The organism is Mesorhizobium sp. M0037 (genome assembly GCF_040323635.1).
Taxonomy (GTDB): Bacteria; Pseudomonadota; Alphaproteobacteria; order Rhizobiales; family Rhizobiaceae; genus Mesorhizobium.
In genome coordinates this window covers 1-2216 of the sequence record NZ_JAMYVB010000047.1, presented here as the reverse complement: position 1 = coordinate 2216, position 2216 = coordinate 1, and the positions used below count along the sequence as shown (strand labels likewise).

Sequence of the window (2216 nt, the reverse complement as noted above, 5' to 3'; positions counted from 1 at the left end):
CTTTACCCTCCCCCATTTGGGGGGGGGGGATGCCGCGGGCGGGGCCGGGGGGGGGGGGACGCCCACACCGCGCCGGGCCCCCCCCCCCCCCGCGGCCCCACACCGCCGGACGACACGCGCAGCCCCACCCCCCCCCCCCCCCCCGGCCGAGGGGGGGGGGTCCGCGCCGGGCCGGGGGGGGGGGGGGGCGTCCTCGCCAACCGTCGGCGCGCACCCCCACCCCGGCTCGCCATCTCCGCTTCGCTCCGATCGCGAGCCGACCCTCCCCACAAGGGGGAGGGTGAAGTAGCTCAGCTTGCCAGCCGGCTCACCATCTCGTGCTGCGCATAAGCGCGCCCAAAACGGTTGGCGAGAAACGCATCCAGCGCGACGTCTTCCTGCTTGACGAAACCGGTCGCCGGCAAGGTGCCGTCGGCCAGCATGTCGAGCACGGCGCAGATGCCGGACGCGGTGGTGATCTGGATTGCGCTGCGCACCTGGTTGCCGATGCGCTGCGAATAGATCTTGTTGGCGTAGGTTTCCTGCAGCAGGCGGCCATTGCGGCGGCCCGAGACGGTGACGAAGACGATGACCACGTCCTGCAGCGTTGCCGGCAGGGCGCTCTCGAAGATATCCTTCAGCACGTCGCGGCGGTGGCGCAGGCCGAGATCGTTAAGCAGCGCCTTCATGATCGCGGCATGGCCGGGATAACGGATGGTGCGGTAGTTCAGCGTGCGCACCTTGCCCTTCAGCGTCTCTGCCAGGGTGCCGAGCCCGCCGGAGGTGTTGAAGGCCTCATAGGTGACGCCGTCGAGCGAGAACTCTTCGCGCTCCTCCAGCGGCGGCACCTCGATCAGCTCGCCCTCGACGATCGCCTCGCAGGGTTCGCAATATTCGTTGATGACGCCGTCGGTGCTCCAGGTCAGATTGTAGTTCAGCGCATTGGACGGGTATTGCGGCAGCGCGCCGACGCGCATGCGAACGCTTTCCAGCGTGTCGAAGCGGCTGGCGAGATCGTTGGCGACGATCGAGATGAAGCCCGGCGCAAGGCCGCATTGCGGAATGAAGGCGCTGTTGCCCGACTTGGCCAGCTCCTTGACGCGGCGGGTGGAGACGACGTCCTCGGTCAAATCGAGATAGTGTACGCCGGTGGCGGCCGCGGCCTCGGCGATGCGAGTGGTCAAATGGAAGGGGGCGGCGCTCAGCACGGCGAAGGCGCCGGCAAGGGCTGCCTCGAGTGCGCCCGGCGCTGCGATATCGAGCTCCAGCCCCTCGACGCCGGCGGGAAGTTCGGCCGCGGCAAGCTGCGCCGCCGCGCGGTCGACAACGGTGACGTGGTAGTCGCCGCTGTCGGCGAGCATGCCTGCAATGGTGGAGCCGATCTTGCCGGCGCCGACGACGATGATTTTCTTCATGACCTTGCCCCTCGTTAAAACTCTTTGGCCCAGACCGCCGCGCGGTGGACGCGATGCCTTCAAGAATCGCAGCTTGCCTGTCGAAAGGAAGCGTGGGATCGTTCGAAATGAACCCTGCAATTGAACGATACGCCGACGAGGTTCGTCGAAATGCTCAGTGACGCCGAACAAAAACTGCTTTCCCTGCTGCGCGCCAATGCCCGCGCGTCGACCACTGAGCTGGCGCGCCAGCTCGGCGTTTCGCGCACGACGGTGCAGAGCCGGATCGAGCGGCTGGAACAGCGCGGCATCATCACCGGCTATGGCGTGCGGATGGCGCCGGACTACGAGCAGGGGCTTGTGCGGGCGCATGTGCTGCTCACCGTCACGCCCAAGCTCGCCGACAAGGTGGTGCGGGCGCTGCAGGCGCTGCCGCCGGTACGGACGCTGCACTCGGTGAGCGGCAATTTCGACATGATCGTCATCGTCGACGCGCCGTCGATCAGGGATCTGGATGCGTTGCTGGACGAGATCGGGGCGATGGACGGGGTCGAGCGGACGTGGTCGTCGATTATTTTGTCGACACGGATCGATCGGTAGGTGGAACGCATGAGCCGCTAATCTCCCCGTACGGGGGAGATGGCCGGCAGGCCAGAGGGGGTCGGTTCGACTGGGCTCGGCCTACCTGCCGCTGCAGAAGGAGGTTAGCGCTCCACGCGAGGCGACCCCCTCTGTCGCCTTCGGCGACATCTCCCCCTCAAGGGGACTGTTGCAAAATTGGGTGGATGTGATTCCCTGTTTTTGAAACGGGGATTTTGCGATGACGACAAAGCCGAGCGGTCA

General features: G+C 66.7%; 2 protein-coding genes. One reads left to right on the top strand and one right to left on the bottom strand.

Going from position 1 to position 2216, the window contains the following annotated elements:
- Positions 1 to 290: 290 nt before the first annotated feature.
- Positions 291 to 1394, bottom strand: a complete 1104-nt coding sequence (locus NKJ78_RS30700) for a saccharopine dehydrogenase family protein (protein WP_352461229.1) — start codon at positions 1392 to 1394, stop codon at positions 291 to 293.
- 150 nt (positions 1395 to 1544) lie between these two features.
- Between NKJ78_RS30700 and NKJ78_RS30695 the strand changes: the two genes are divergently transcribed.
- Positions 1545 to 1973, top strand: coding sequence for an Lrp/AsnC family transcriptional regulator (locus NKJ78_RS30695; RefSeq protein ID WP_352461230.1), 429 nt, complete (start codon positions 1545 to 1547; stop codon positions 1971 to 1973).
- Positions 1974 to 2216: the final 243 nt, after the last annotated feature.

Excerpts from the sequence above, each read along its gene's own strand:
- NKJ78_RS30695 (WP_352461230.1), top strand. The coding sequence starts at position 1,545 with ATGCTCAGTGACGCCGAACAAAAACTGCTTTCCCTGCTGCGCGCCAAT.
- NKJ78_RS30700 (WP_352461229.1), bottom strand. The coding sequence starts at position 1,394 with ATGAAGAAAATCATCGTCGTCGGCGCCGGCAAGATCGGCTCCACCATT.